Raw genomic sequence first — 21,431 nt, forward strand, 5'->3', positions numbered from 1 at the left:
GGGGCATCCGGGCTGGTACCCGGACTATCAGCGTGATCCTAAGTGGCTTGTTTTGGTCGCTGCATTCGGACTTCTGCAAGTGTGCTCGGTGTCTTCGCCGGTGGTGTTCCCCTAACCGAGGGTGACCAAGCATGCAAGAAAGCGTGATGCAGCGCATGTGGAACAGCGCCTACCTATCCGGTAGTAACGCTGCCTATGTGGAAGAGCTCTACGAGCTCTACCTGCACGACCCTAACGCTGTGCCAGAAGAGTGGCGCACCTACTTTCAGAAGTTGCCGACAGACGGCAACTCTGCCATCGATGTTTCGCACTCGACAATTCGCGATCATTTCGTGCTGCTGGCAAAGAACCAGCGCCGCGCCCAACCGGTTTCCGCCGGGAGCGTGAGCAGTGAGCACGAGAAGAAGCAAGTTGAAGTGCTGCGATTGATCCAGGCCTACCGTATGCGTGGCCACCAGGCAGCCCAGCTTGACCCGCTGGGGCTGTGGCAGCGTCCTGCACCTGCAGACCTGTCGATCAATCATTACGGCTTGACCAATGCCGATCTTGATACGACCTTCCGTGCCGGCGACCTGTTCATCGGCAAAGAGGAAGCGAGCCTACGCGAAATTCACGAAGCGTTGCAGCAGACATATTGCCGCACCATTGGCGCTGAATTTACGCACATCGTCGATTCCGAGCAGCGCCAGTGGTTCCAGCAGCGTCTGGAAAGCGTGCGTGGCCGTCCGACGTACTCCGCGGACATCAAGAGCCACTTGCTCGAGCGCGTGACCGCCGCTGAAGGCCTGGAAAAATACCTGGGTACCAAATACCCGGGCACCAAGCGTTTCGGTCTGGAAGGTGGCGAAAGCCTGATCCCGTTGCTGGATGAACTGATTCAGCGTTCGGGCTCCTACGGCACCAAGGAAATCGTTATCGGCATGGCCCACCGTGGTCGCCTGAACGTATTGGTCAACACCTTCGGCAAGAACCCGCGTGAGCTGTTCGACGAGTTCGAAGGCAAGAAGAAGGTCGAGCTGGGTTCCGGTGACGTTAAATACCACCAGGGCTTCTCGTCCAACGTCATGACCGCCGGCGGTGAAGTTCACCTGGCCATGGCCTTCAACCCTTCCCACCTGGAAATCGTTTCGCCAGTGGTCGAGGGTTCGGTGCGTGCCCGTCAGGATCGTCGTAACGACCCTACCGGTGACAAGGTTCTGCCGATTTCCATCCACGGTGACGCGGCATTTGCCGGTCAAGGCGTGGTCATGGAAACCTTCCAGATGTCGCAGACCCGCGGCTTCAAGACTGGCGGCACGATTCACCTGGTCATCAACAACCAGGTTGGCTTCACCATCAGCAACCCGCTGGACTCGCGTTCCACCGAGTACGCTACCGACGTTGCGAAAATGATCCAGGCGCCGATTCTCCATGTGAATGGTGATGATCCGGAAGCCGTATTGTTCGTGACCCAGCTGGCCATCGACTACCGCATGCAGTACAAGCGCGACGTGGTGATCGACCTGGTCTGCTATCGTCGTCGCGGCCACAACGAGGCCGACGAGCCAAGCGGTACTCAGCCACTGATGTATCAGCAGATCGCCAAGCAGCGCACCACCCGTGAACTGTATGCCGATCGTCTGACCCAGGGCGGTGTGCTGGACGCTGCACGTGTTCAAGCGAAAATCGATGAATACCGCAACGCGCTGGACAACGGCCTGCATGTTGTAAAAAGCCTGGTCAAAGAGCCGAACAAAGAGCTGTTCGTGGACTGGCGTCCGTACCTGGGTCACGCCTGGACTGCGCGTCACGACACCACGTTCGATCTGAAGACCCTGCAAGAGCTGTCCGCCAAGCTGCTGGAAATTCCGGAAGGCTTCGTGGTTCAGCGTCAGGTTGCCAAGATCTACGAAGACCGTCAGAAGATGCAAGCCGGCGGCCTGCCGATCAACTGGGGTTACGCCGAAACCATGGCGTACGCGACCCTGGCGTTCGAAGGTCACCCGATTCGCATGACCGGTCAGGACATCGGCCGCGGTACGTTCTCGCACCGTCACGCTGTCTTGCACAACCAGAAAGACGCGGGCACCTACATCCCGTTGCAAAACCTGTACAACGGCCAGCCACGTTTCGACCTGTACGATTCGTTCCTGTCCGAAGAAGCCGTACTGGCATTCGAATACGGTTACTCGACCACCACGCCTGAAGCGCTGGTTATCTGGGAAGCCCAGTTCGGCGACTTCGCCAACGGTGCCCAAGTGGTTATCGACCAGTTCATCACCAGTGGCGAGCACAAGTGGGGCCGTCTCTGCGGTCTGACCATGTTGCTGCCACACGGTTATGAAGGTCAGGGTCCGGAGCACTCTTCGGCTCGTCTGGAGCGTTACCTGCAGCTGTGCGCCGAGCACAACATTCAGGTGTGCATGCCGACGACGCCTGCCCAGATCTACCACTTGCTGCGTCGTCAGGTGATTCGCCCGCTGCGCAAGCCTCTGGTCGTACTGACGCCGAAGTCGTTGCTGCGCCACAAGCTGGCCATCTCGACGCTGGAAGATCTGGCCGAAGGTTCGTTCCAGACCGTTATCCCGGAAATCGACGCCCAGGACCCGAAAAAGGTCGGTCGCGTTGTTCTGTGCAGCGGCAAGGTCTACTACGACCTGTTGGAAAAACGCCGTGCCGAAGGTCGTGATGACATCGCCATCGTGCGTATTGAGCAGCTGTACCCATTCCCTGAGGACGACTTGATTGAAGTCCTGGCTCCTTATTCCAACCTCAAACACATCGTTTGGTGTCAGGAAGAGCCGATGAACCAGGGTGCCTGGTACTGCAGCCAGCATCACATGCGTCGCATCATCAGCGGTCACAACAAGTCTCTCGTACTCGAGTACGCGGGCCGTGAAGCGTCTGCTGCACCTGCTTGCGGTTATGCATCGATGCACGCCGAGCAGCAGGAAAAACTGCTGCAAGACGCCTTTACTGTTTAACGCCTTCGCGCACCTGAAACCGAATTTAAGGAACCACAGACAATGGCTATCGAGATCAAAGCCCCCACTTTCCCGGAATCGGTTGCCGATGGCACCGTTGCCACCTGGCACAAACAACCGGGCGACGCGGTCAAGCGCGACGAACTGATCGTCGACATCGAAACCGATAAAGTCGTACTGGAAGTGTTGGCTACCGCTGACGGCGTGCTGGGCGCTATCGTCAAGAACGAAGGCGACACCGTTCTGTCCGACGAAGTCCTGGGCTCCATCGTGGAAGGCGGCGTTGCTGCCGCTGCTCCGGCTGCTGCCGCAGCACCTGCACAAGCGGCTGCCTCGGCCGCTGCTGGCGAAGACGATCCTGTTGCTGCTCCTGCTGCGCGCAAGCTGGCTGAAGAAAACGGCATCAACATCGCGTCCGTTGCCGGTACTGGCAAAGGCGGTCGTGTGACCAAGGAAGACGTGGTAGCGGCTGTTGCTGCCAAGAAAGCCGCTCCGGCTGCCGCGCCTGCCAAGGCTGCTGCTCCTGCCGCCGCTGCTCCGGTGTTCGCTGCTGGCGATCGCATCGAGAAGCGCGTACCGATGACCCGCGTACGGGCCACCGTTGCCAAGCGTCTGGTTGAAGCTCAATCGAACATGGCGATGCTGACCACGTTCAACGAAGTCGACATGACTGAAGTCATGGCCCTGCGTTCGAAGTACAAGGACCTGTTCGAGAAGTCCCACAACGGCGTACGCCTGGGCTTCATGTCGTTCTTCGTGAAAGCGGCTACCGAAGCACTGAAGCGCTTCCCGGCTGTCAACGCGTCGATCGACGGTAGCGACATCGTTTACCACGGCTACGCCGACGTCGGTGTTGCGGTTTCCAGCGACCGTGGCCTGGTGGTTCCGGTTCTGCGTAACGCCGAACTGATGAGCCTGGCTGAAATCGAAGGCGGCATCGCCACCTTCGGCAAGAAAGCCCGCGACGGCAAGCTGTCGATGGACGAAATGACCGGTGGTACGTTCACTATCACCAACGGTGGTACATTCGGCTCGATGATGTCGACCCCGATCGTTAACCCGCCACAAGCAGCAATCCTGGGCATGCACAACATTCTGCAGCGTCCGATGGCGATCAACGGTCAGGTGGTTATCCGTCCGATGATGTACCTGGCACTGTCCTACGATCACCGTTTGATCGACGGCAAAGAAGCTGTGACTTTCCTGGTTACCATCAAGAACCTGCTGGAAGACCCGGCTCGTCTGCTGCTGGATATCTGATTTCGTTGCACTGGCCGATCAGCGATGATCGGCTTTTTGCCGAAACAAACAGCTTCGTCCCACGATGACCTCCAAAAGAGGTTGTCCGGTTTGATTCGAGAAGGAATGACACATGACTCAGAAATTTGACGTGGTAGTGATTGGCGCGGGCCCTGGCGGCTACGTGGCTGCCATCAAAGCTGCACAGCTTGGTCTCACGACTGCCTGCATCGAGAAATACACCGACAAGGAAGGCAAACTGGCCCTCGGCGGTACTTGCCTGAACGTCGGCTGCATTCCTTCCAAGGCGCTGCTGGACAGCTCCTGGAAATTCCACGAAGCCCAAGACGGCTTCGCGATCCACGGTATCAACCACGCTGGCGTGACCATGGACGTGCCAGCGATGGTCGGCCGCAAGGCCAACATCGTCAAAGGCCTGACCTCCGGCGTTGCGACCCTGTTCAAAGCCAACGGTGTGACCTCTATCCAGGGTCACGGCAAGCTGCTGGCCGGCAAGAAAGTTGAAGTCACCAAGCCTGACGGTTCGGTAGAAATCATCGAAGCCGAGAACGTGATCCTGGCTCCAGGCTCGCGTCCGATCGACATTCCACCGGCTCCGGTTGACCAGAACGTGATCGTCGATTCGACCGGCGCGCTGGAGTTCCAGGCCGTACCTAAGCGTCTGGGCGTGATCGGCGCTGGCGTGATCGGTCTGGAACTGGGTTCGGTCTGGTCCCGCCTGGGCGCAGAAGTCACCGTTCTTGAAGCGCTGGACACCTTCCTGATGGCGGCTGACACCGCTGTTTCCAAGGAAGCACTGAAAACTCTGACCAAACAAGGTCTGGACATCAAGCTGGGCGCTCGCGTCACCGGTTCCAAAGTGAATGGCGACGAAGTCGTTGTGAACTACACCGATGCCAATGGCGAACAGAACATCACGTTCGACAAGTTGATCGTAGCCGTTGGTCGCCGTCCGGTGACCACTGATCTGCTGTCCGCCGATTGCGGCGTGACCCTCGACGAGCGCGGTTTCGTGCACGTTGACGATCACTGCGCCACCACCGTGCCGGGCGTTTACGCCATCGGCGACGTGGTTCGCGGCATGATGCTGGCACACAAGGCCTCGGAAGAGGGCATCATGGTTGTCGAGCGCATCAAGGGCCACAAAGCCCAGATGAACTATGACTTGATCCCTTCGGTTATTTATACTCACCCGGAAATTGCATGGGTCGGTAAAACCGAGCAAGCCTTGAAAGCTGAAGGCGTTGAAGTTAACGTCGGCACCTTCCCGTTCGCAGCGTCTGGCCGTGCCATGGCCGCGAACGATACCGGCGGTTTCGTCAAAGTGATCGCCGATGCCAAGACTGACCGCGTATTGGGCGTCCACGTGATTGGCCCGAGCGCCGCAGAACTGGTACAGCAAGGCGCAATCGGCATGGAATTCGGCACCAGCGCCGAAGACCTGGGCATGATGGTTTTCTCCCATCCGACCCTGTCCGAAGCCTTACACGAAGCAGCTCTGGCAGTGAATGGCGGCGCCATTCACATCGCCAACCGCAAGAAGCGTTAAGACAATAAGAAACCACGGCGCAATGCCCGTCGTGAGCCTTGTACGCAAGACTCTCCGCGGAACTTGAGCCGGACGCAGTCTTGCGTAGTTTCAGCAATACCGGCCCTGTCCTGCAGCAATGTGGTTCGGGGTTGGCGCTTGTCGAGACTGTGCAAGCAGCAGTCACAGGTGGTGCGGCACTTCAATAAGTGCAGCACCGAATGCGCAGTACCTAACGAAGACGGTAATAAGCATGAATCTTCACGAGTATCAGGGTAAGCAGCTGTTCGCTGAGTACGGCCTGCCAGTATCCACCGGTTACGCGGTAGACACCCCGGAAGCAGCAGCAGAAGCTTGCGACAAAATCGGCGGCACCGAGTGGGTTGTCAAAGCCCAGGTTCACGCCGGTGGTCGCGGTAAAGCGGGCGGCGTCAAGCTGGTTCGCAACAAAGAAGACGCTAAAGCATTCGCTCAACAGTGGTTGGGCAAGCGTCTGGTGACTTACCAGACTGATGCCAATGGTCAGCCAGTCACCAAGATCCTGGTTGAATCGTGCACTGATATCGCTAAAGAGCTGTACCTGGGCGCTGTCGTTGACCGTTCGAGCCGTCGCATCGTGTTCATGGCTTCCACCGAAGGTGGCGTGGACATCGAGAAAATCGCTCACGACACCCCTGAGAAAATCCTCAAGGCCACTATCGATCCACTGGTTGGCGCTCAGCCATTCCAGGGTCGCGAGCTGGCATTCCAGCTGGGCCTGGAAGGCAAGCAAGTTGCTCAGTTCGCCAAGATCTTCGTAGGTCTGGCCAAACTGTTCAAGGATCACGACCTGGCTCTGCTGGAAGTGAACCCGCTGGTGATCAAGGCTGACGGCGATCTGCATTGCCTCGACGCCAAGATCAACATCGACGCCAACGCCATGTACCGTCAGCCTAAGCTGAAGACTTTCCACGATCCGTCGCAAGACGATCCGCGCGAAGCGCACGCTGCCAAGTTCGAACTGAACTACGTAGCACTGGAAGGCAACATCGGTTGCATGGTCAACGGTGCTGGCCTGGCCATGGGTACCATGGACATCGTCAACCTGCATGGCGGCAAACCAGCCAACTTCCTCGACGTGGGCGGCGGTGCTACCAAAGAACGCGTGACCGAAGCGTTCAAGATCATCCTGTCCGACACTAACGTCGCTGCAGTATTGGTCAACATCTTCGGCGGCATCGTTCGTTGCGACATGATTGCCGAAGGCATCATCGGCGCAGTGAAAGAAGTCGGCGTGAAAATCCCGGTTGTTGTTCGCCTTGAAGGCAACAACGCTGAGCTGGGCGCTAAAGTACTGGCAGAAAGCGGTTTGAACATCATCGCTGCTACCAGCCTGACCGACGCTGCTCAACAAGTCGTTAAAGCTGCGGAGGGCAAATAATGAGCGTCCTGATCAATAAAGACACCAAAGTTATCTGCCAGGGTATTACCGGTTCGCAAGGTAGTTTCCACACCCAGCAAGCCATCGAGTACGGCACCAAGATGGTTGGCGGCGTAACTCCAGGCAAAGGCGGCACCGAGCACCTGGGTCTGCCAGTGTTCAACACCGTGAAAGACGCTGTAGCGGCCACTGGCGCTACCGCCAGCGTGATCTACGTTCCGGCTCCTTTCTGCAAGGATTCGATCCTGGAAGCTGCTTTCGGCGGCATCAAGCTGATCGTGTGCATCACCGAAGGCATTCCTACCCTGGACATGCTGGATGCCAAGGTCAAGTGCGACGAGCTGGGCGTGATCCTGATCGGCCCTAACTGCCCAGGCGTGATCACTCCAGGCGAATGCAAGATCGGCATCATGCCAGGTCACATTCACTTGCCAGGCAAGGTCGGTATCGTTTCGCGTTCCGGCACCCTGACCTACGAAGCTGTGAAGCAGACTACTGACGCCGGTTTCGGTCAGTCGACTTGCGTCGGCATTGGTGGTGACCCGATCCCGGGTTCGAACTTCATCGACATCCTGAAACTGTTCCAGGAAGACCCGAAGACCGAAGCGATCGTCATGATCGGCGAGATCGGCGGTTCGGCTGAAGAAGAAGCGGCTGCCTACATCAAGGCACACGTGACCAAGCCGGTTGTTTCCTACATCGCGGGTGTGACTGCTCCTCCGGGCAAGCGCATGGGCCATGCTGGCGCAATCATCTCTGGCGGCAAGGGCACTGCAGACGAGAAGTTTGCTGCCCTGGAAGACGCAGGCGTGAAAACCGTGCGTTCGCTGGCAGACATCGGCAAGGCTTTGTCCGAGCTGACTGGCTGGGCTGTCAAGTAAGCCTCGCGCTTAGCTGACGCTTCACCAACAAAGGCCACCTTCGGGTGGCCTTTGTCGTTTTCGGCATCCGCGTAGTTTGCAGCGTTTACATAGGGCTTTTGTGGTGAGGGAGCAAGCTCCCTCGCCACAGAGTTCTGGTTGTGAAAAATAGATATGTAAACGCGACACAGAAGCGTCGCAGATCGGATAGTTCGCCCCTTAACAGTGCGTTTGTCGGACAAATTAGTTACGCTAGCCGCCATTTTGCGTTTGCTGCCCACAAGGACGCTGCGCGCTAAACGGGTCAGTCCTATACGGACCGACAGCATTTCCCTCACCTATAAGGGAAATCCCTCTCTAAATTCCGATTCAGTAGTGTGGTATTTCCTTAATGAAAGTGTTGAAAGGCCAGGACGTCCTGGCATTAGGTTTTATGACGTTTGCCCTGTTCGTCGGGGCCGGCAATATCATCTTCCCGCCTATCGTCGGTTTGCAGTCCGGACCACACGTCTGGATGGCGGCGCTGGGCTTTCTGATCACCGCAGTTGGTCTGCCGGTCATCACCGTGGTTGCCCTGGCCAAGGTCGGCGGCGCGATGGATGCCCTGAGCAGTCCGATCGGCAAAGTTGCCGGTGGTCTGCTGGCGGCGGTTTGCTACCTGGCGGTCGGCCCGTTGTTCGCCACCCCGCGTACCGCGACCGTGTCCTTTGAAGTGGGCCTGGCACCGCTGACCGGCGAAAGCCCGCTGGCGCTGTTCCTTTACAGCAGCGTGTACTTCCTGCTGGTGTTCTTCATTTCGCTTTATCCGGGTCGTCTGCTGGACACCGTCGGGCGTTTCCTCGCGCCGCTGAAGATCATTGCGTTGGCCGTACTTGGCATCGCCGCATTCGCCTTGCCGGCTGGTGACATTGGCACCGCTACGCCTGAGTACGTTGCCGCGCCGTTCTCCCAAGGGTTCATCAATGGTTACCTGACCATGGACACCCTCGGCGCGCTGGTCTTCGGCATCGTCATCGTCAACGCCATTCGTTCCCGTGGCGTTGAATCGCCAGCCTTGATCACCCGTTACGCGATCATCGCCGGGTTGATTGCCGGCGTGGGCCTGGCGCTGGTGTATGTCAGCCTGTTCCGTCTGGGCTCGGGCAGCCATGAAGTGGCTGTTGGTGCAACCAACGGCGCGGCAGTGCTGCACGCCTATGTGCAACACACCTTCGGTTCGCTGGGCAGCGGTTTCCTGGCGGTACTGATCTCCCTGGCGTGCCTGGTAACGGCGGTCGGCCTGACGTGCGCGTGCGCGGAATACTTCAGCCGCGTGTTGCCACTGTCCTACAAGACCTTGGTGATCATCCTGGCGGCGTTCTCCTTGCTGGTGTCCAACCTGGGCCTTACCAAGCTGATTGCGTTCTCGATTCCGGTCCTGACTGCTATCTACCCACCGTGTATCGTTCTGGTGGCCCTGAGCTTCTGCAAGGACTTCTGGCATGAGCAAGGGCGTATCGTGGGCCCGGTCATGCTGGTGTCGTTCATCTTCGGCCTGATCGATGCGCTTAAAGGCGCCGGCCTGGCGGGCTGGATGCCTGCACAGCTGGTGGATCTTCCGTTGAGCGAGCAAGGCCTGGCATGGCTGGTGCCTTCGGTGATCACCCTGGCGGCGGCTTTTGTCTTCGACCGCCTGCTGGGCAAGCGCGCCGAAGCGCTGGCTTAAGCTTCACGGCCCGCCACAAGCGGGCCGTCGCTAAAACACAAATGCCCCGTATCAATCGATACGGGGCATTTTTATGGGCGTGATGCAGTGTCTTTTTTGTTGCGCTAACGTCGAAGCACTACCTTGTAGGAGCGAGCGATACGGCGATCCGACTTGCCCGCGAAAGCGATGTACCATTCGACCTATTCATCGACTGATACACCGCTTTCGCGGGCAAGCCTCGCTCCCACGGATTCAATCAATGCCAACGTCTTACAAGGACCTGCATGTCGTTCGTTCACGCCAATCTGATCCACATTCTTGCCGCACTCTGGTTTGTCGTCTGCTGGGGCGGCTACACCCGTTACGCCAGTTGGAAGGCTCGCGACACCGCGTGCCTGGCCAGTGTGTTGCACCTGTACCGCGAGGACTGGATGCGCCGCATGCTGCTGCGCGACAACCGCATCGCCGATGCCAGCGTGATCGGCAACCTTGAGCGCAATGCGTCATTCTTCGCTTCAAGCACGCTGATCATCCTGGCCGGTATTCTCACGGTGCTCGGCGCTTCCGAGCGTGCGGTGTCGTTGCTGGCCGATATTCCGATGGTGCAACAGGCATCCCAGGGCATGTCGGAGATCAAGTTGCTGTGCCTGGCGCTGGTGTTCGTCTATGCCTTCTTCACGTTCAGTTGGTGCATGCGTCAGTACAACTTCGCGGCGATTCTGGTGGGGTCGGCGCCAATGATCGGTGAGCGTCATGTCTCCGAGCAGGAGCGCAAGGCTTTCGCCTCGCGCGCGGCGCGGGTTATTTCGATGGCCGCCAACCAGTTCAACTTCGGCCTGCGGTCCTATTATTTCGGCATGACCATGCTGGCCTGGTTCGTCAGCCCGTGGCTGTTCATGTTGATGAGTGCCGGCGTGGTGTTTGTGTTGTATCGCCGGGAGTTTCATTCCGACGTGCTGGACGTGATGGTCTATACCCCTACAGAGGCGCCAATGCCCGAGGTGAGTAAAGAGGTGAGTTGATGAGTGTTCCTTTCTGGTGTGTATTTATCAGCGCGTTGCTGATTTTTATCGCCCGTATGCCGGTGGCCAAGGCCATGAAAGAGCAGGGCGGTTACAACAACCACCTGCCTCGCCAGCAGCAGGCGCAACTGACAGGGTTTGGTGCGCGAGCCTTGGCGGCGCATCAGAACAGTTTCGAAGCCTTCATGTTGTTCGCGGTCGGGGTGTTGATGGCGCACACCACCCAAACGGCGGGATGGCTGATTGATACGCTGGCAATCATCTTTGTGATCGCGCGAGTTATCTATTTGCTGTGCTATTGGGCTGATCTGGCGTGGCAGCGCAGTCTGGTATGGTTTGTCGGGCTGGTCTGTTCATTGTTGCTGATGATCAGCCCGACGTTTAGAACGGTCTTGCTTTAACGCTGGATGCCGGTCAATCGTGTGCGTTATGGAGTGTCGCCGTAATGTACAGGGATCGCCCGGTCTAAAAACGATGTGGGTTGTTTGAACGTCTGCGATGGCCGGCCAGGTTATCCCGCAGACAGTGCATTTCAGCCACACAAAAGAAAACCCGCCTTGAGCGGGTTTTCTTTTTGCAGCGCTAAAACCGGATTAGTTGGTTTTAGGGGCTGCTTCTTCAGCGGCTGCTTTGTTCGAATCGGCCTGATCTTTGGCAGCTTCGGCGTTTTCTTTCGCGGCCTCGTTCACTTTATCCTGAGCTTCGTTCATTTTTTGCTGGGCTTGTTCAGCATGCTGGTTGGCATCTTGAGCTTTGTCCTCGGATTTTTTATCGCAGGCAGCGAGACCGAGGGAAGCGGTCAACATCAAGGCAATAGCTAAAGTCTTACGCATGGGGTGTTTCTCCTTATGGAAAATATCTACTTGGCCTTTCGAACGCACTCCCACAGGTTAAGTTCCGCGTTTCCCACAGATATATAAGTTTGTTCTGAACGGAACTTTTTACGGGCACTCACAGTTCTATGTGCCCACTTTAATGAGAGTCTTTATCACATGGCCGAACATCCGGTTTTCGAGCGTGCAACGCGATTTTTATCGGCGCTCAGGCACTGCCAGGTACTGGGGTTGCGCGTTCACAGTGCCGACAGTGAAGGGCTGACAATCACCTTGCCCTATAGCCCGCAAATCGTGGGTAACCCGCAGACCGGTGTGATTCACGGGGGCGCCATCACCTCGCTGATGGACACCGCGTGCGGCATGGCGACGTTGTGCGTGCTGCCGCAGTTCGAGGTGTGCCCGACCCTGGATTTGCGCATCGACTACATGCACCCGGCCGAGCCGCACAAAGATGTGCACGGCTTTGCGCAGTGCTACCGGGTGACCACCGACGTGATTTTCACCCGTGGCTTTGCCTATCAGGACGATCCCGAACGGCCGATTGCCCACGTGGTCGGGACGTTCATGCGCATGGGCAAGGGTGCCAAAGGTACCAAGGGCTTCGGTGGCGTTATCAATGGCGGTGCGAAATGACTGACAACTTCAAGGAGCAATTGCAGCAGGCTCATGAGCAAGGTGACTACGCGTCACTGTTGCACTTGATTCCCTACGCCAAGCTGATCGGTATTGAATGCTCGCGCCTGGGCGATGAGCTGTTGTTTCGCCTGCCCGCGAACAAAGACAACATCGGTAATCCGTTACTGCCGGCCATTCATGGCGGTGTGATTGCGGGCTTCATGGAACTGGCCGCAGCCCTGCATTTATTGATCTTCACCGGTTCTCCCGGTGTGCCGAAAATCATCGACTTTTCCCTCGATTACCTGCGTGCCGGGCAGTTTCGCGATACCTACGCCAAATGTCAGCTGTGCCGCCAGGGCAGGCGAGTGGCCAACGTGGCGATCACCGCGTGGCAGAGCACTCAAGCCGAGCCGATTGCCACCGCGCGTGCGCATTTCAAGATTGAAGAAACCCCCAGCCCTTGAAATCCCCGTCATAGCCCCCAACTTTGATGACATCCCGCCGCCACCCCTTCAGGGCGCGGCCACTGCCATCCAATCGGAGTTTGATGACCATGAGCGTGGAAACTCAAAAGGAAACCCTGGGCTTCCAGACCGAGGTGAAGCAACTGCTTCATCTCATGATCCATTCGCTGTACTCCAACAAGGAAATTTTCCTTCGCGAACTGATCTCGAACGCCTCTGACGCTGTCGACAAATTGCGCTTCGAAGCCCTGTCCAAGCCTGAGTTGCTGGAAGGTGGCGCCGAGCTGAAAATCCGTGTGAGCTTCGACAAGGACGCGAAAACCGTCACCCTCGAAGACAACGGTATCGGCATGAGCCGCGACGATGTGATCACCCACCTGGGCACCATCGCCAAATCCGGCACTGCCGATTTCATGAAAAACCTGTCGGGCGACCAGAAAAAGGATTCGCACCTGATCGGTCAGTTCGGCGTCGGTTTCTACTCCGCGTTCATCGTGGCCGACAAGGTTGATGTGTTCAGCCGCCGTGCCGGCCTCGCCGCAAGCGAAGGCGTGCACTGGTCGTCCAAGGGCGAAGGCGAGTTTGAAGTCGCCACCGTCGAGAAGGCTGACCGCGGCACGCGCATCGTCCTGCACCTGAAATCCGGTGAAAACGAATTCGCCGATGGCTGGCGTCTGCGTAACATCATCAAGAAGTACTCGGACCATATCGCCCTGCCGATCGAGTTGCCGAAAGAGGTTACCCCTGCCGAAGGCGAAGCAGCCCCGGCACTCGAGTGGGAAACCGTCAACCGCGCCAGCGCGCTGTGGACTCGTCCTCGTACTGAAGTCAAAGACGAGGAATACCAGGAGTTCTACAAACACATCGCTCACGATTATGAGAATCCGCTGAGCTGGAGCCACAACAAGGTCGAAGGCAAGCTCGAGTACAGCTCGCTGCTTTACGTGCCGGCCCGTGCTCCGTTCGACCTGTACCAGCGTGAAGCGCCACGCGGCCTGAAGCTGTACGTGCAGCGCGTGTTCGTGATGGACCAGGCTGAGTCGTTCCTGCCGCTGTACCTGCGCTTCATCAAAGGCGTGGTCGATTCCAACGACCTGTCGCTGAACGTGTCGCGTGAGATCCTGCAGAAAGACCCGATCATCGATTCGATGAAGTCCGCGCTGACCAAGCGTGTGCTGGACATGCTGGAAAAACTGGCGAAGAACGAGCCAGAGCAATACAAAGGTTTCTGGAAAAACTTCGGTCAGGTCATGAAAGAAGGCCCGGCAGAAGATTTCGCCAACAAAGAGAAAATCGCCGGTCTGCTGCGTTTCGCATCGACCAGCAGCGCCGAAGGCGAGCAGGTTGTAGGCCTGGCCGAATACCTGGCCCGCGCCAAGGAAGGTCAGGACAAGATCTACTACCTGACCGGTGAGAAGTACGAATCGGTGAAGGACAGCCCGCACCTGGAAGTCTTCCGCAAGAAAGGCATCGAAGTGCTGCTGCTCACCGACCGTATCGACGAGTGGCTGATGAGCTACCTCAGCGACTTCGACGGCAAGAGCTTTGTCGATGTGGCGCGTGGTGACCTGGACCTGGGCAACCTGGACTCGGAAGAGGACAAGAAGGCCGCTGAAGAAGTTGCCAAGACCAAAGAAGGTCTGGTTGAGCGGATCAAGACAGCCCTGGGCGAAGCAGTCAGCGAAGTGCGGGTTTCTCACCGCCTGACCGACTCCCCGGCGATTCTGGCCATCGGCGAGCAGGACTTGGGCATGCAAATGCGTCAGATCCTGGAAGCCAGCGGTCAGAAGGTTCCGGAGTCCAAGCCGATCTTCGAATTCAACCCGGGCCACCCGCTGATCGAGAAGCTCGACAGCGAACAGAGCGAAGAGCGGTTTGGCGACCTGTCGCACATTCTCTTCGATCAGGCGGCCCTGGCTGCCGGCGACAGCTTGAAAGACCCGGCCGCCTATGTGCGCCGACTGAACAAGCTGCTGGTTGAACTGTCGGTTTAACAGCGCTGTAAAAAAACCCGCTTCGGCGGGTTTTTTCATTCTTGAGCCTTGGGAGGCTGAAATGAGCCAAGTCACCGTGCGTTCCGTGGTCTATCAGGTCGATGGTCAGCCTTATGAAAGTCGTCTGGCGTTCGATGCCAGCCACACTGGCCCGCGCCCCGGGTTGCTGATGGCGCCGAACTGGATGGGCGTCAGCGCCGGGGCGGAAAAGATCGCCCAGGACGTTGCCGCCAAAGGTTATGTGGTGCTGATCGCTGACCTTTATGGGCAGTCGGTTCGCCCGCAAAATGGCGATGAGGCGGGTGCGGCGATGATGCCGCTGAAGAATGATCGCGCCTTGCTGCGCAAGCGCATGCAGGCAGCGTTCGAACAGTTGCAAAAACAGACTGAAGCCAGGGTCGAGACCTCGAAACTGGCAACATTCGGTTTTTGCTTCGGTGGTTGTTGCGCGCTGGAGCTGGCCCGTAGCGGCGCGCCACTCAAAGCGGCCGTGTCGTTCCATGGCACGCTGGACACGCCTGATGTGAATGATGCGAAAAACATCAAGGGTGCGGTGCTGGTGCTGCATGGCGCGTCCGACCCACTGGTGCCCAGCGCGCAACTGCCAGCGTTCGAAGCCGAGATGAATGCGGCGGGCGTGGACTGGCAACTGCTGAGCTACGGCGGCGCGGTGCATTCCTTCACCGATCCGCACGCCAACGTGCCGGGCAAGATGATGTACGACGTCAGGACCGCCAGGCGGGCCTTTGTGTCGATGCATAATTTGCTGGAAGAAGTGTTCGGCGGCTGATTGCTGTTTCTAGCCCTGGCACTGTCGGTGTCAGGGCGGGCCTCATCGCGAGCAGGCTCGTTCCCGCATTAGATCTCCAGTGAGCACAGAATGTGTGCACGAATGCGATCCAGTGTGGGAGCGAGCTTGCTCGCGAAAGCGGTGTAACTGACACCGAAGATCTCAGGGCAGTTCGATCCGTTCGCTCTCGCCCGGCACCGTCGGCCAATCCCCAGCCGCCCAGCGCCGGCGGGCCTCATCGATCACCGCTGGATCGCTGGCAACGAAGTTCCAGTTGATCCGTCGCGGTCCATCCATGGGAGCGCCGCCGAACAGCATGGCGTGGCAATCGCTTTCGGCGAACAGGTCCATTTCTTCCCCAGTGGGCAACACCACCAGCGAGTGCGGTTCAATCGGCTCGCCATTGAGTTGGGCGTCACCGTTCAGCACGTAAAGCGCGCGTTCTTCATGTTCAGTAGGAATCAGCAAGGTCGTCGCCGTTTTTAACTCAAGCTCTGCGTACAGCGTAGGCGAGAGCACCGGCACCGGTGACTCCAGGCAGAACCCTTTGCCGGCAATCATTCTGATCTTCACCCCAAGGTTATCGCTGAGCGGCAGGCTGGCGGCGGGGTGATGGCTGTAATGACTTGGGCCTTGTTCGTGTTCCTTGGGCGAGGCCAGCCATATTTGCAAGCCATGCATCTTGAAGTCGGTGTTCCACAGCGCTTCAGGCGTGCGCTCGACATGGGCAATCGCGCTGCCTGCAGTCATCCAGCTGACGTCACCCGGTTTTACGATCTGATCGGAACCCAGGCTGTCCTTGTGCAGGAGCTCGCCTTCAAACAGGTAGGTGAGGGTGGACAGGCCGATGTGCGGATGCTGACGGATATTCATGCCTCGGCCTGCCGGATAGCGGGTTTCGAGCATGTGGTCGAAAAACACGAAAGGCCCGACGCTGCGGCACTGGGCTGACGGTATCGGGCGAAGGATCGGCTGGCCTTCAACGTCTTCGGCGCGGGGCCGGATCACGAGCGGTGTGTTCATGGTGCGTTCCAGGCTGTACGAATGATGCCTCTGAGCATAACCCGCACAGCCCGGACTCGCTGCTACTGGCTGAAAGCGCCTTCAGACAGGTGAGTCTCGATGGTCACTTCGCTGGTGGTCATCAGCTTGTGAATCGGGCAACGGTCAGCCACGCGGTGCAATTCTTCGCGCTGGGCGTCGGTGAGCACGCCTTTGAGGGTCAGTTTGACGTGCAGGGCGTATTTGCCTTTCTGTTCCTGACTGTTGTCGTGCCTGACCTCGACCGTGACGCCGGTCAGCGGGATTTCTTTCTTTTGCGCGTAGAGCTTGAGGGTCAGTGCCTTGCACGCCCCCAGCGCAGCGTCAAAGTAATCGTGGGGCTCTGGCGCGGAGCCTTCGCCACCGAAGGCTTTGGGGACGTCGGCGAAAAGTTGATGGTCGTCGATCTGGATGCTGTGACGAAAACCTTCGCTGGATTCGGTGTTGACAGTAATGGTCATGACAAACCTCTTAAGCAGTAGGAAAGGGCGTACGTCGGAAAAAGACCTTGCTGTTATAGAGCATCCGGCGATTCAGGCGTTCCACTTTTTTGCCATTGCCCCGTGCCTGGGTTTGTCATCAGCCTGTCACGCCTGCGTCATACCCTCGCGGTCATCTCAATCAAGGAGCGCGTTATGCACCTCACCCGTTTAAGCGCGTTGGCTGCGCTGATGATGATCAGTGGCCTGGCCAGTGCCGAAGTTCATGTCGAAGGCCCGGTGGAATACGGTGTGTTTGGAGGGGCGAAGGCATCGCTGGAGTCGGGTGAGCGGGTGTTGCGCCGCAGCAACGAGCAGATTCAGGCCACAGAAGTGATTCCCGGCAAGCTGGGGACCAAGTTTGGCCTGCGCTATCAATTGAGCGGCAAGGTGGCTGACGGTCAGCCACTGACGCTGCTTTACTTCACGCCGGGTATCCGTTCCCCCGACGGCGTGCGTCACGACAAGCTGGAAGTGACCCAGAAACTGGTGCCTGGCGCCCCGCAGGACGTGATGGCCTACGAGTTCACCGAACGCTATGAAGTCGTCCCCGGTGAGTGGCGTTTCATGGTGTTCCAGGGTGACCGTCTGCTCACGGAGCAGCGTTTTACCGTCCACTGAAACGTTTGAGCTCAGGCGTTGGACTTCTTGGGCGCTTTGATATCACGTTTTCGTCTTACGCAAAATTTCACAGGGCCGATACCTTCTAGAGCAACCCGCTGCATGGTGGATGCAGCGCTTTTGGAAGGAACCAAAGCATGAGTCTCCGTAATCTCAATATTGCGCCTCGCGCAGGACTGGGTTTTGGCGTGCTGGCCCTGATGGTGTTCTGCCTGGGCGGGTTTGCCCTGATGCAGATGTCGAACATGCGCGAGCAGTCCGATGAGGTCGACAATAACTGGTTGCCCAGTGTGATGTCGGTCGGCGAAATGAATCAGGATCTGTTGCGTGTGCGGGCGCTGACCATGCGCTTGCTGATCAACCGCGATCCCCTGGCGCTGGCGCAGAATGTCAGCAAGATCAATGACATCAAGAAAGGCCTGACGGTCGCCCAGGACCGGTACGACAAGCTGATCGTGCTGCCCGAAGAGCGGGTGCTGTTCGACCGGTTCAAGCTCAACGAGAAAAAGTACCTGGATTTCCAGGAGCAGGTGATGGCGCTCTCGGCCCAAGGCCGGGTCGAGGATGCTATCGCGTTGGTGAATGGCGAGATGAGTCATCTGGCCGATGAGTTGTCGGTCACGCTGCATGAATTGGTCGAGCTGAATCGCTTGAACGCTAATTTGGCAACGGAACTGGCGCGGGCGGTGTTCAGCAGTTCGCGGGTGTGGGTGGGCGTCATGATCGGTGTGACGGCGTTGATCACCATTGGCCTGGCGCTGTTGCTGACCCGCAGTATCGTCCTGCCGTTGTCCCAGTCGCTGAAAGTGGCTGAGGTGGTGGCGGGCGGTGATTTGACCGGTGATATCAACATCAGCGGCAAGGATGAGCCCGCGCGGCTGTTGCACGCGCTCAAGAGCATGCAGCAGAACTTGCGCGAGACGATCCGGCGAATTTCCGACTCCTCCAGTCAACTGGCGTCCGCGTCGGAAGAGCTGAGCTGCGTCACTGAGGACGCCACCCGGGGTTTGCATCAGCAAAGCCTGGAGATCGAGCAGGCCGCGACAGCGGTGAATCAGATGACCGCCGCGGTGGAGGAGGTGGCAAGCAACGCGGTGGCCACGTCCGAGGCGTCTCGCGAGTCCGACCGGATTGCCCAGCATGGCCGTGAACAGGTGCATCAGACTGTGCTGTCCATCGAATCCCTGGCCGACGATGTGACGTCCAATGCCGAGCAGGTCGAAGACCTGGCGCAGAAGGTCTACAGCATCAGCAAGGTGCTGGATGTGATCCGCTCGATTGCCGAACAGACCAACCTGCTGGCGCTCAACGCGGCGATTGAAGCCGCCCGGGCGGGTGATGCGGGGCGCGGCTTTGCTGTGGTCGCCGACGAGGTGCGGGCGCTGGCCCATCGCACCCAGCAGTCGACCCAGGAAATCGAGCAGATGATCAGCGGCATTCAACAGGGCACCGATCAGGCGGTCACCTCGATGCAGCAGAGCAACGACCGTGCACGTTCAACGCTGGAGGTGGCAAAAGCAGCCGGAACGGCGCTGGAGGAGATTGCTTCGGCGTTCACCTTGATCAACGAGCGCAACATCGTGATTGCCAGCGCCTCGGAAGAGCAGGCGGCCGTGGCGCGAGAGGTGGACAGGAACCTGATGAACATCCGCGATCTGGCATTGCAGACCTCGGCGGGAGCGAACCAGACCAGTGCCGCCAGTCAGGAGTTGTCGCGGTTGGCGATTGACCTGAACACCATGGTGGCGCGGTTTTCGGTGTAAGGCTCAAGACCCGGTCGGACCCCATCGCGAGCAAGCACGCTCCCACATGAGATCTGCTTTGAGCACAAATTGTGTGAACGCATACGGTCCAGTGTGGGAGCGAGCCTGCTCGCGATGGGGGTTACTGGTGCCCAATAAAAAACGCCCCGAACCAGTCGGGGCGTTTTCATGTACGGCGAAGCGGCGGGGCTTACTTGCCCTGCCAGCGCTTCAGGACCAGGGTGGCGTTAGTGCCACCGAAGCCGAAGCTGTTGCTCATCACGGTGTTGATGGTGGCGTCTTCGCGAGTCTTGGTCAGGATCGGCATGTCAGCCACTTCCGGGTCCAGTTCGTCGATGTTGGCGGAACCCGCCATGAAGTTGCCTTCCATCATCAGCATGCAGTAGATCGCTTCGTGAACGCCGGCGGCGCCCAGGGAGTGACCCGACAGGCTCTTGGTGGAGCTGATGGCCGGAGCGTTGGCGCCGAACACTTCACGTACACCTTTCATTTCCGCAACGTCGCCAACCGGAGTCGAAGTGCCGTGGGTATTCAGGTAGTCGATTGGAGTATCGACGGTGGACATGGCCATCTGCATGCAGCGGATGGCACCTTCGCCGCTTGGCGCGACCATGTCGTAGCCGTCGGACGTCGCGCCGTAGCCAACGATTTCGGCATAGATCTTCGCGCCGCGGGCCAGAGCGTGTTCCAGCTCCTCAACCACGACCATGCCGCCACCGCCGGCGATGACGAAACCGTCACGCTTGGCGTCGTAGGCACGGGAAGCCTTGTCTGGTGTTTCGTTGTACTGGCTGGAGAGTGCGCCCATGGCGTCGAACAGGAACGATTGGCTCCAGTGTTCTTCTTCACCACCGCCGGCGAACACGATGTCCTGCTTGCCCATCTGGATCTGTTCCATGGCCGTACCGATGCAGTGAGCACTGGTGGCGCAGGCAGACGCGATGGAGTAGTTCAGGCCCTTGATCTTGAAAGGTGTGGCCAGGCAAGCGGAAACGGTGCTGCTCATGGTCCGCGTCACGCGGTATGGGCCGACGCGCTTGACGCCTTTTTCGCGCAGGATGTCCAGCGCTTCCATCTGGTTCAGGGTCGACGCGCCACCGGAACCGGCGATCAGGCCGGTGCGCGGGTTGGACACTTGCTCTTCGGTCAGGCCGGAGTCAGTGATGGCGTCTTTCATGGCCAGGTAGGCGTAAGCCGCCGCGTGGCCGACGAAGCGATAGATCTTGCGATCGATCAATTCTTCGAGAGGCAGGTCGATGGAGCCGGAAACCTGGCTACGCAGACCCATTTCGGCATATTCCGGGTTGAAGCGGATGCCAGGGCGACTTGCACGCAGGTTAGCGGAGACGGTCTCTTTGTCATTGCCCAGGCACGATACGATGCCCAGACCAGTGATAACGACGCGGCGCATGCGGATAACCCTTAGAAGTTGTCAGTGGAGGTGAATACGCCGACCCGAAGGGCGTCGGCAGTGTAGATCTCGCGACCGTCGACACTGACCGAACCATCGGCGATGGCCAGGTTCAGTTTGCCGCGCATGACGCGTTTGATCTGAATGTTGTAGGTCACTTTCTTGGCGGTGGGAAGCACTTGGCCAAAGAATTTTACTTCGCCCGAACCCAGAGCGCGGCCACGACCTGGCAGGTCTTGCCAGCCGAGGAAGAAACCGACCAGTTGCCACATGGCGTCAAGGCCCAGGCAGCCAGGCATTACAGGGTCGCCTTCGAAGTGGCAGGCGAAGAACCACAGGTCCGGGGTGATATCCAGCTCGGCGACCAATTCACCTTTGCCGTACTTGCCGCCCTCGGCGCTGATATGGGTGATGCGATCCACCATCAGCATGTTAGGGGCGGGCAGTTGCGCGTTACCCGGGCCGAACAGCTCACCGCGACTGCAGCGCAGCAGGTCTTCCCGAGTAAAGGCGTTTTGTTTGGTCATGCGAGCTCCTCAATAGTCATGCGGCAGGTGGGGCAGAATCTTCCCGGCCGATCGAAACATTCATGCCTCAAACCGGCAGCCTACTCATAGACTATTGCGTTGTGGTGAAAGTCACAGCACAAGGGACATGAATGTACACTTGTGCAC

General features: G+C 58.5%; 19 protein-coding genes. 14 read left to right on the forward strand and 5 right to left on the reverse strand.

Going from position 1 to position 21,431, the window contains the following annotated elements; genetic code table 11:
* Window positions 1-131 precede the first annotated feature (131 nt).
* The 8 genes from AABM54_RS08470 (at window position 132) to AABM54_RS08505 (ending at window position 11,141) form a co-directional block, all read left to right on the forward strand.
* The gene (locus AABM54_RS08470) at window positions 132-2,963 is read left to right on the forward strand and encodes a 2-oxoglutarate dehydrogenase E1 component (protein WP_347904836.1); all 2,832 of its coding nucleotides are present in this window, start codon (window positions 132-134) and stop codon (window positions 2,961-2,963) included.
* Window positions 2,964-3,005: 42 nt separating this feature from the next.
* Complete coding sequence (gene odhB / locus AABM54_RS08475; protein ID WP_347904837.1) at window positions 3,006-4,223, forward strand: 2-oxoglutarate dehydrogenase complex dihydrolipoyllysine-residue succinyltransferase; 1,218 nt, start codon at window positions 3,006-3,008, stop codon at window positions 4,221-4,223.
* A 112-nt stretch (window positions 4,224-4,335) separates the two neighbouring features.
* Window positions 4,336-5,772: a dihydrolipoyl dehydrogenase gene (gene lpdA, locus AABM54_RS08480; protein ID WP_347904838.1), complete on the forward strand. Its 1,437-nt coding sequence runs from the start codon at window positions 4,336-4,338 to the stop codon at window positions 5,770-5,772.
* Between the two features lie 232 nt (window positions 5,773-6,004).
* Entirely contained in the window at window positions 6,005-7,171 is a 1,167-nt protein-coding gene (sucC, locus tag AABM54_RS08485) for an ADP-forming succinate--CoA ligase subunit beta (protein WP_347904839.1), read from the forward strand.
* Window positions 7,171-8,052: a succinate--CoA ligase subunit alpha gene (sucD, locus tag AABM54_RS08490; RefSeq protein ID WP_095060813.1), complete on the forward strand. Its 882-nt coding sequence runs from the start codon at window positions 7,171-7,173 to the stop codon at window positions 8,050-8,052. The genes sucC and sucD overlap by 1 nt, the downstream gene beginning before the upstream one ends.
* 370 nt (window positions 8,053-8,422) lie before the next feature.
* On the forward strand, window positions 8,423-9,736 hold the full coding sequence (gene brnQ, locus AABM54_RS08495) for a branched-chain amino acid transport system II carrier protein (RefSeq protein ID WP_347904840.1): 1,314 nt from the start codon (window positions 8,423-8,425) through the stop codon (window positions 9,734-9,736).
* A gap of 266 nt (window positions 9,737-10,002) precedes the next feature.
* The gene (locus tag AABM54_RS08500) at window positions 10,003-10,740 is read left to right on the forward strand and encodes a DUF599 family protein (RefSeq protein ID WP_347904841.1); all 738 of its coding nucleotides are present in this window, start codon (window positions 10,003-10,005) and stop codon (window positions 10,738-10,740) included.
* Window positions 10,740-11,141, forward strand: a complete 402-nt coding sequence (locus AABM54_RS08505) for an MAPEG family protein (RefSeq protein WP_347904842.1) — start codon at window positions 10,740-10,742, stop codon at window positions 11,139-11,141. Before AABM54_RS08500 ends, AABM54_RS08505 begins: the two co-directional genes overlap by 1 nt.
* 192 nt (window positions 11,142-11,333) lie before the next feature.
* Here the strand turns inward: AABM54_RS08505 and AABM54_RS08510 are convergent, their stop codons facing one another.
* Entirely contained in the window at window positions 11,334-11,573 is a 240-nt protein-coding gene (locus tag AABM54_RS08510; protein WP_347904843.1) for a hypothetical protein, read from the reverse strand.
* 159 nt (window positions 11,574-11,732) lie between these two features.
* Between AABM54_RS08510 and AABM54_RS08515 the strand changes: the two genes are divergently transcribed.
* The 4 genes from AABM54_RS08515 (at window position 11,733) to AABM54_RS08530 (ending at window position 15,442) form a co-directional block, all read left to right on the forward strand.
* Complete coding sequence (locus AABM54_RS08515) at window positions 11,733-12,209, forward strand: PaaI family thioesterase (RefSeq protein WP_347904844.1); 477 nt, start codon at window positions 11,733-11,735, stop codon at window positions 12,207-12,209.
* On the forward strand, window positions 12,206-12,658 hold the full coding sequence (locus AABM54_RS08520; RefSeq protein WP_347904845.1) for a PaaI family thioesterase: 453 nt from the start codon (window positions 12,206-12,208) through the stop codon (window positions 12,656-12,658). The genes AABM54_RS08515 and AABM54_RS08520 overlap by 4 nt, the downstream gene beginning before the upstream one ends.
* Before the next feature lie 89 nt (window positions 12,659-12,747).
* Window positions 12,748-14,652, forward strand: a complete 1,905-nt coding sequence (htpG, locus tag AABM54_RS08525) for a molecular chaperone HtpG (protein WP_347904846.1) — start codon at window positions 12,748-12,750, stop codon at window positions 14,650-14,652.
* Window positions 14,653-14,713: 61 nt separating this feature from the next.
* Window positions 14,714-15,442: a dienelactone hydrolase family protein gene (locus AABM54_RS08530; RefSeq protein WP_347904847.1), complete on the forward strand. Its 729-nt coding sequence runs from the start codon at window positions 14,714-14,716 to the stop codon at window positions 15,440-15,442.
* A 162-nt stretch (window positions 15,443-15,604) separates the two neighbouring features.
* On the opposite strand, the gene AABM54_RS08535 is transcribed toward AABM54_RS08530, so the two are convergent.
* Together AABM54_RS08535 and AABM54_RS08540 are read right to left on the reverse strand one after the other, a co-directional pair.
* Complete coding sequence (locus tag AABM54_RS08535) at window positions 15,605-16,465, reverse strand: pirin family protein (RefSeq protein ID WP_347904848.1); 861 nt, start codon at window positions 16,463-16,465, stop codon at window positions 15,605-15,607.
* Between the two features lie 62 nt (window positions 16,466-16,527).
* The gene (locus AABM54_RS08540; RefSeq protein ID WP_347904849.1) at window positions 16,528-16,944 is read right to left on the reverse strand and encodes an OsmC family protein; all 417 of its coding nucleotides are present in this window, start codon (window positions 16,942-16,944) and stop codon (window positions 16,528-16,530) included.
* A gap of 174 nt (window positions 16,945-17,118) precedes the next feature.
* Here AABM54_RS08540 and AABM54_RS08545 point away from each other — a divergent pair, with 174 nt between their 5' ends.
* Together AABM54_RS08545 and AABM54_RS08550 are read left to right on the forward strand one after the other, a co-directional pair.
* The gene (locus AABM54_RS08545) at window positions 17,119-17,583 is read left to right on the forward strand and encodes a DUF3859 domain-containing protein (protein WP_347904850.1); all 465 of its coding nucleotides are present in this window, start codon (window positions 17,119-17,121) and stop codon (window positions 17,581-17,583) included.
* Between the two features lie 137 nt (window positions 17,584-17,720).
* On the forward strand, window positions 17,721-19,346 hold the full coding sequence (locus AABM54_RS08550; protein ID WP_347904851.1) for a methyl-accepting chemotaxis protein: 1,626 nt from the start codon (window positions 17,721-17,723) through the stop codon (window positions 19,344-19,346).
* 190 nt (window positions 19,347-19,536) lie between these two features.
* On the opposite strand, the gene fabB is transcribed toward AABM54_RS08550, so the two are convergent.
* Together fabB and fabA are read right to left on the reverse strand one after the other, a co-directional pair.
* Window positions 19,537-20,757 carry a beta-ketoacyl-ACP synthase I gene (gene fabB, locus AABM54_RS08555; protein ID WP_347904852.1) on the reverse strand — a complete coding sequence of 407 codons (1,221 nt, stop codon included), beginning with the start codon at window positions 20,755-20,757 and terminating at the stop codon, window positions 19,537-19,539.
* An 11-nt stretch (window positions 20,758-20,768) separates the two neighbouring features.
* Entirely contained in the window at window positions 20,769-21,284 is a 516-nt protein-coding gene (gene fabA / locus AABM54_RS08560; protein ID WP_347904853.1) for a 3-hydroxyacyl-[acyl-carrier-protein] dehydratase FabA, read from the reverse strand.
* Window positions 21,285-21,431: the final 147 nt, after the last annotated feature.

The sequence above is a fragment of the Pseudomonas purpurea genome (genome assembly GCF_039908635.1).
Taxonomy (GTDB): Bacteria; Pseudomonadota; Gammaproteobacteria; order Pseudomonadales; family Pseudomonadaceae; genus Aquipseudomonas; species Aquipseudomonas purpurea.